The organism is Terriglobales bacterium (assembly GCA_035624455.1).
Taxonomy (GTDB): domain Bacteria; phylum Acidobacteriota; class Terriglobia; order Terriglobales; family Acidobacteriaceae; genus DASPRM01.
In genome coordinates this window covers 1-6,996 of record DASPRM010000006.1, presented here as the reverse complement: position 1 = coordinate 6,996, position 6,996 = coordinate 1, and the positions used below count along the sequence as shown (strand labels likewise).

General features: G+C 57.2%; 9 protein-coding genes. 5 read left to right on the top strand and 4 right to left on the bottom strand.

Annotation, left to right across the window (positions count from 1 at the left end; genetic code table 11):
• Positions 1–364 precede the first annotated feature (364 nt).
• The 3 genes from VEG30_00835 to VEG30_00825 all read left to right on the top strand — a co-directional run bounded on the left by VEG30_00835 (position 365) and on the right by VEG30_00825 (position 2,103).
• Positions 365–1,174 (top strand): VTT domain-containing protein, encoded by an 810-nt coding sequence (locus VEG30_00835; GenBank protein ID HXZ78444.1) that lies wholly within the window; start codon positions 365–367, stop codon positions 1,172–1,174.
• A 24-nt stretch (positions 1,175–1,198) separates the two neighbouring features.
• On the top strand, positions 1,199–1,381 hold the full coding sequence (locus tag VEG30_00830) for a hypothetical protein (GenBank protein ID HXZ78443.1): 183 nt from the start codon (positions 1,199–1,201) through the stop codon (positions 1,379–1,381).
• Positions 1,382–1,581: 200 nt separating this feature from the next.
• Entirely contained in the window at positions 1,582–2,103 is a 522-nt protein-coding gene (locus tag VEG30_00825) for a glycosyl hydrolase 108 family protein (GenBank protein HXZ78442.1), read from the top strand.
• A gap of 41 nt (positions 2,104–2,144) precedes the next feature.
• Here the strand turns inward: VEG30_00825 and VEG30_00820 are convergent, their stop codons facing one another.
• Complete coding sequence (locus VEG30_00820; protein HXZ78441.1) at positions 2,145–3,695, bottom strand: acyl-CoA carboxylase subunit beta; 1,551 nt, start codon at positions 3,693–3,695, stop codon at positions 2,145–2,147.
• Between the two features lie 411 nt (positions 3,696–4,106).
• Between VEG30_00820 and VEG30_00815 the strand changes: the two genes are divergently transcribed.
• Together VEG30_00815 and VEG30_00810 are read left to right on the top strand one after the other, a co-directional pair.
• A complete protein-coding gene (locus VEG30_00815) occupies positions 4,107–4,604 on the top strand; it encodes a hypothetical protein (GenBank protein ID HXZ78440.1) in 498 nt (165 codons plus the stop codon).
• 93 nt (positions 4,605–4,697) lie between these two features.
• Positions 4,698–5,213 carry a DUF1203 domain-containing protein gene (locus VEG30_00810; GenBank protein ID HXZ78439.1) on the top strand — a complete coding sequence of 172 codons (516 nt, stop codon included), beginning with the start codon at positions 4,698–4,700 and terminating at the stop codon, positions 5,211–5,213.
• A 103-nt stretch (positions 5,214–5,316) separates the two neighbouring features.
• On the opposite strand, the gene VEG30_00805 is transcribed toward VEG30_00810, so the two are convergent.
• The 3 genes from VEG30_00805 to VEG30_00795 form a co-directional block, all read right to left on the bottom strand.
• Positions 5,317–5,760 carry a CBS domain-containing protein gene (locus VEG30_00805; GenBank protein ID HXZ78438.1) on the bottom strand — a complete coding sequence of 148 codons (444 nt, stop codon included), beginning with the start codon at positions 5,758–5,760 and terminating at the stop codon, positions 5,317–5,319.
• A gap of 30 nt (positions 5,761–5,790) precedes the next feature.
• Positions 5,791–6,180 carry a BON domain-containing protein gene (locus VEG30_00800; GenBank protein ID HXZ78437.1) on the bottom strand — a complete coding sequence of 130 codons (390 nt, stop codon included), beginning with the start codon at positions 6,178–6,180 and terminating at the stop codon, positions 5,791–5,793.
• 232 nt (positions 6,181–6,412) lie between these two features.
• Positions 6,413–6,996 (bottom strand): alpha-ketoglutarate-dependent dioxygenase AlkB (locus VEG30_00795; GenBank protein HXZ78436.1); only part of this gene is annotated, 584 nt, incomplete at its 5' end.

Here is a 6,996-nt window from a genome sequence, read left to right as displayed (position 1 = left end):
CTGGTTTATCCGGTTGGTGGTGAGCCCGGAGCCCAAGCGAAATCGGCGTGATCATACTGGCAACAGGGGTCAGGCAGAGGTGAGCGAGGGTCTAAAGCGAGCGGCTGGCCGAGAAGAACGAGCCTGACGGAAAACCTTGGGACCCTTAATTATTTAGCCCTCAAGAATCAGTAGTCAGCCTCAGTAGTCGGCAGAACAATTAAATTCCAGTTCCACCTTCCTTGCCCGGCGCGATCCCACCTGCCATAGAACCACCGTTCTGACGCGGCTATTTGTCGCGCCTTAGGCGTGTTCCTGCCAGGTCTGGAGTGACATGCTGACTGCTGATTGCTGGTTCTGCCGCGCTCAGTGTTAGAGTTATTGCGTGCATTCTGCGGTCGAATTCCTGATCCATCACGGATACGCGATTCTGTTCTGCTGGGTTTTGGCAGAGCAGATTGGGCTGCCTTTCCCCTCACTTCCCATGCTGCTGGCCGCAGGAGCCATGTCAGCCAAGGGTGACCTGAATTTTAGCTTCGTCCTGCTGTTGGCTTGCATAGCTGCGCTGATCGCCGACTTCGTGTGGTTCGAACTCGGAGTCTGGCGCGGCGTAAGAGTTCTGGGCACGTTATGCCGCATCTCGATCGAGCCGGATTCTTGTGTTCGCCGTACTGAGGACATCTTCCAGCGTTATGGCGCGCCTTCGCTGCTGATCGCCAAATTCATTCCCGGTTTCAGCACCATCGCGCCGCCCATGGCGGGGGTCAGCCGCATGAAACGTCCTCGCTTTCTGGTCTTCGATGGCCTGGGCGCGGCTTTGTGGGCAGGCAGCTTCATTGTCCTCGGAGTCCTATTCAGCAACCAGATCGAGGAGTTGGGGGAGCGGGCTCTCAGGTACGGCGGCAGGTTCGGGGCATTCTTGGCCTTTCTGCTGGCGGGTTGGATCTTATGGAAGTACATCCAGCGGGCTCGTTTCCACCGCTATCTTCGCCGCGTGATGCGGATTTCGCCCGAAGAATTGAAGCGCCGGCTCGATGGCGGCGAACCCCTCACTATCCTCGACCTGCGCCATGCGCTGGATTTCCTCGCCTACCCCCAGGTAATTCCGGGAGCGCTCCGCTTCGATCCTGACAAGCTGGACGAAAACTTCCAGCAGATTCCCCACGACCGGGCCATCATCCTTTACTGCACTTGACCCAACGAAGCGACCAGCGCCCGGGTGGCGCAAAAGCTGAAACTCAAAGGCATCGACCGCTGTGAGGTTCTCACCGGTGGCTACAACGCCTGGAGGGATCATCATTTTCCGCTGCAGGAGTACTATCCCGAACTGGCAACTATCGGCAAGAGATCGCCCTTCATCGGCCGGTCCCCAGGAGTCCCCTCCAATACTGGCACCAGCTAGACTTCCGTTCGATTTCCCCAGTTGAGGGGAAAGGTCGCCGTCCGTCGCCAGCAACCTCATTTCCGGAAAATCAGGCGTTTTTTGGGCAGATGGAGCGCCGGTTTCGTACCATGTCGGCCTATGGGACTGGAAGCGGAAATTTGACTCCGTGATCGCTAGGACTTTCCGGCTCAATCTCTTGATTCTCCCGGAGCTGCGGGTTGGCAAATTTCGATCTCTTTCTTGCAATGTTGCTCCGCTTCGAGGGTGGCTACGTCAATGATCCCAGCGATCCTGGCGGCGAAACCAACAAGGGCATCACCATGAAGACGTTTCAGCGGTGCGCCCACGAGTTGCTGGGACTCGAGCCGACATCGGAGAATTTGCACGCACTGACCGACGCGCAGGCGGGCATCATCTATCGCCATCTCTATTGGAACAAAATACGCGGCGACGAAATCCAAAACCAGGACCTGGCTAATATCGTTTGTGACTTCTACGTCAACGCCGGCAACTACGCCACGGTCCTGCTGCAGCGCCTTCTGAATCGGATGGGAGCGGACGTGGTTGAAGACGGCACTCTAGGTCCTGCGTCAATACAGGCACTGAATGCTCTCGATCACGGCGCTCTATTTCGGCAGTACAAGCAAGGACGAATCAATTATTACCGGAAATTAGGAAAGAAATTTCCTCAGTTCCTGAAGGGCTGGTTAAATCGTGTGAGGGCATTCCCGAATCTGTAGGAGCGCGAGCCCGACGGCTGCATGCTGATCGCTGACCCCTCTTACAAAGGAATATTCGCGTGCTTCTTCCCCGGATTTTTGTCGCGCTTGTTATCCAGCATCTCCAGCGCCTGGATCACCCGTTTGCGCGTCTCGTGCGGCTGAATTACCGCATCCACAAAGCCGCGCTCGGCCGCCACATAGGGATTGGCTAAGCGGTCGCGGAATTCCTCGATTTTCTGCCGGCGCATCTGTTCGCGGTCTGTGGCGCGATCAAGTTCGCGCTTGTACACGATATCAACCGCGCCCTCCGGACCCATCACCGCAATTTCTGCTGTTGGCCAGGCGTAGTTCACGTCGGCACGAATATGTTTCGACGCCATGACGCAATAAGCGCCGCCATAGGCCTTGCGCGTGATCACAGTGATTTTCGCCACCGTAGCTTCGGCGAAGGCAAACAACAGCTTGGCGCCGTGCGTGATGATTCCGCCGTGTTCCTGCTGTACTCCCGGAAGGAAGCCGGGCACATCTTCAAATGTTATGAGCGGGATATTGAAACAGTCGCAGAAGCGGACGAAGCGAGCACCCTTGATGGATGAGCTGATATCCAGCACCCCCGCCAGAATGGCAGGTTGATTGGCCACCACTCCCACGGAGCGTCCATTCAGCCGCGCAAAACCCACCACGATGTTCGTCGCGTATAGCTCCTGCACTTCGAAGAAGTATCCATCATCTACGACTGCACGGATGACATCCTTAATGTCGTAGGGCTGATTGCTCTCCGCCGGGACCATGGAATCGAGCGCATCATCCGCCCGATCCACCGGATCACTGCAGTCGCGCCGCGGCGGGTCTTCGAGATTGTTCGAGGGAATAAAGCTCAGCAGCTCGCGCATCATCGACAGGCACTCGGCATCGTCTTCTGCCAGAAAATGCGCTACGCCCGATTTCTGATTGTGAGTGTGAGCGCCGCCAAGCTCTTCCTTGGTCACGTCTTCGTGGGTGACGGTTTTGATGACGTCGGGGCCGGTGATGAACATGTAGGAAGTCTTGTCCACCATGAAGATGAAGTCGGTGATCGCCGGCGAGTACACCGCCCCTCCCGCACATGGTCCCATGATGGCTGAGATCTGTGGAATCACGCCGCTGAACAGGGTGTTGCGCAGGAAAATGTCGGCATAGCCCGCCAGCGACATTACGCCTTCCTGGATGCGGGCACCGCCGGAATCGTTCAGACCGATCACGGGAGATCCAACCCGTGCCGCCATGTCCATGATCTTCACGATCTTTGCCGCATTGGCTTCCGACAGCGATCCCCCGAACACGGTGAAGTCCTGCGCAAAAACAAAAACCAACCTGCCCTCGATGCGGCCATAGCCGGTAACGAAGCCGTCGCCGTAATATTTCTGTTTCTCCATGCCGAAGTCGGAGCAGCGGTGCGTGACCAATTTGTCGGTCTCCTCGAAGGTGCCCTCATCGAGCAGAAACTCGATGCGCTCGCGGGCTGACATCTTCCCCTCTTTGTGCTGACGCTCCTGTCGCTCGCGGCCGCCGCCGACCTGGGCCAGGTGATCACGCTTCTTGAGCTCTTCCAGCTTTTGTTCGAGGTTCATGGCGGGCGAATTATAGCGAGAACCAGGGGATCGGCGGGTGTGAGCCACACACTGTTGGCGGGTGACGCCAAAACAGCCACACGTCAAGGGGCAAGCGGAGTTAGTTTTGGCTGGAACCAGCCTGGGAATGGTCGGCAGGCAAGCCTGTATTTTTGTTCAAAGACACCGTATTTGGCTTAAAGATATTCCTGAGTGGATCAGCAACTTTCCCCCGGTTCCGGGTCTATAAAAGGCGGACGCGGGTAATGGGATCTAAGGTTACTGGGGGAGTTTGTTCTAGCTTCTAGCCGAGCTAAGAACCCTTGGAGGAGACGTTACCCGCGCCCATTTCCCTGGTTACTGACGGCAACCGTTTTCCGGGATACACTCATCGTACTTTCACGCCACTGATAGTAGGTTGGAAAAGACAAGATGCTCCGCCGTTGGCTTCTTCTCTTAACGCTGGCAGTGACAACCGCCTGGGCGCAACAACCCACCGCCACGAATCAGTCTGGAAGCGCCCCTGCACCTGCCCAACAAGCCTTCAATCTCAAATTATTCAACGGCCCAAGTCCGCAGTTTGCTCGGTCACAGGCTTTTCGCTTCCTTCCGCCCAGCCCGCTCGCGCAGGACCATAGCTATTGGTATTGGGAGGTGGATGATACGCGCCGCGTCCCGTTCCCGGCTTACAACTACATCCCGGGACAGATGGCCATCAGTGACGATATCTCGCCCGTCAGCCTGCACTGGACTCTCTCGGGAAGACGGCCGCTGGTGCCGGCATTTGAGATCGCCGGCTATCAGGTCAAGCCCGGTGAGGGCGTCTCCATCTACCAGAAGAACGACGGCCGCTTCAACCTTGATCCGAGCGCTTCGAGCAACCTCTGGCTGAAGACCAAGCATATGATCAAGGAATCGTTAAAGTACTAATATCGCTCTTAACACCTACATTCCATTTTGCAGGCAAGAAACGGATAGAACCAGTGCCTCCCCTGCGCCAGAATCAAATCTTGAGAGCGGGTTTTGCCCCTCAGTCCAGGTGAGGTTGCCAACATCGTGTCAGACATCCGAATTGTCGCCATTGCTACTGATGTTGCGGAAGCTGTCCGCAGGACTATGAAAGCGCCGGGATACGACCACCCCGCGCACCGCGAAGCAGGCGAGGACGCAGCCCCGTGCCGGCATTGCCTGCGGCTGATCAAGCCGGGCGAGGAACGCATCCTCTTCACCTACGATCGCTTCGCCGGAGTTGAGCAGCTACCGCTTCCGGGACCAGTGTTCATTCATGCCGCGCCGTGCGAGCGCTATCCAGAGAGCGCGCTCTTCCCGGAGGAGCTTCGTTCAAGCCCGCGTACCATGGAAGGGTATGCTCGTGGCAGACGTCTTGTGGTGCAGGAATACGTCACGAATCAGCAGATGGAGGAATCGGTTCAGCGGATTCTCCTGCGGCGGGATGTGGATTACATTCATGTGAACTCGACCACCGCAGGCTGCTACACCTTTCGCATTGAGCGCTCGGGCCCGGCAACCGGTCGGTAGTTACCGAACTCAACGCTCAGAAGGGTGGGACTTAGGACTGGGCATTCACCGGGTCTCTTCATCCAGGAGAAAGCCCGGCGGGGGATACCCGCCGGGTTTTGCTTCACGCAGCTGCGGAAGGCCGGTTGGCTCGGGAAATTTCTGCCACCGTCTTGTGGACTCTGTCTGGCTTCTCTTTCAGTGCCAGATCAGCCTGAGCCACAATGCCGATGACGCGATCTTCCGCATCTACCACGGGAATGCGCCGGACCTGACGCTCCTGCATCGCCCGCTCGCAGTTCTCCACATTCTCGCCTTCGCGGCAGCTGACAGGGTGTGCGGTTAAGAATTTCTCAACACGGGTAGTCTTCGGATCCAGTCCGTCGGCCACGATCCCCACGCACAGGTCGCGGTCTGTGACCATGCCGACCAACTTCTTGGATTGCTGATCGCTCACTACCGGTATGGATCCGACATTGCGTTCACGCATAAGACGGGCTACGGTCTGCGCGGTGTCGCTCGGCAGGCAACAGACCGCGTTCGAGCTCATGATTTCTCGTACCTTCATCGGATATTGACCTCCTTGGATGGAATCTCACTACTGACGGAGTTTGATCTTGTCCACGACCTGCCGGTCGCCGGCATAAGACTGGGCAATGCGAACGGCGAGATCGTGCTGCCGCTCGTTATCCACTGTTCCGCTCAGAGTGACTTTGCTATTAGTGGCTGAAGCGTTGAGCTTCACGCCGGTCAATGTGGGCTCTGAATTCAGGTGTTGCTGAATTTGCTGCTCCACTTCTCCGCTCGACATCTGCTGAGGGCTGGCTTGCTCGTCCGGCGGCAGGTTGCCCCGCCCGGGCCCTCGCTCTTCTGGCAACGTCGGAGGAGTGCCGTAAGGCGGCTGCCCCGGCTGCGGCGTCTGACCCGCCCGTTGCGCCAGAGCATAAGTGGCCAGCAGTAGGAACAGCGTGCATACCACTGTTTTCATAAAGTACCTCCGGCTAGCGTTTCCTGACTTGGATGCAAACCAGCGCGCGGGGTGGGTTGCGAGATACACGACTTATCTGACTGATTACGCAGAAATTAAGAGATTCAAATCCGCATGAAAACAGCTTGAGCCCGAATGAGGTTCACTATTTGTCATATTGAAAGAAGGGCGGGTGGGTGGTCGGCCCTTTCGCCCGCTTTTGGCGAAGGGTGGGTCCGAAGATAGAGAACACCTAATGCTCAATGCGCCGAAAGGTCAGATTGATGCGCGGCTCAGTGATCTCGGGTTCTTTGGGAACCTCATGTTTGAAGTTCTTCTGGGTTTCCCCGGCCATAATCAACAGGCTGCCGTGCGGCAGCTTTTCAGCGAACACGACCCCTCCGTTATTCCGCTTCAGCCGGAAATGTCGCGCTGCACCCAAGGTGACCGATGCGATCACCGGGCCCATCTCCGCTTCCGCATCGGCGTGCAGACCGACGCTGTCGTTTCCGTTGCGGTACAGATTGCAGAGCGCGGCGTTGTAGCTCTGCTTCGGCAAATTCAAGTTGGCATACGCTGACAGTGGCGTGGCTTCTTCGACCTGCGTCTTAAGCGAAAGCAATTCCGGAATCCACGGCAGCGGTTTGTACTCGCGGCGTGAATATGTGTAGTGCGTTCCAGGATCACCGTAATAGGCCTCGTCCCGAGGCACAGCATATCCAAACGGACCGCGCCGCCGCTCCCACGAGCACTCACTCAAGAGCGCGTTGAATATTCTGCTTGCCTCGCCGGCCGGAAGGAAATGCGGATCATAATAGATTTCCGCGCCGGGAATGG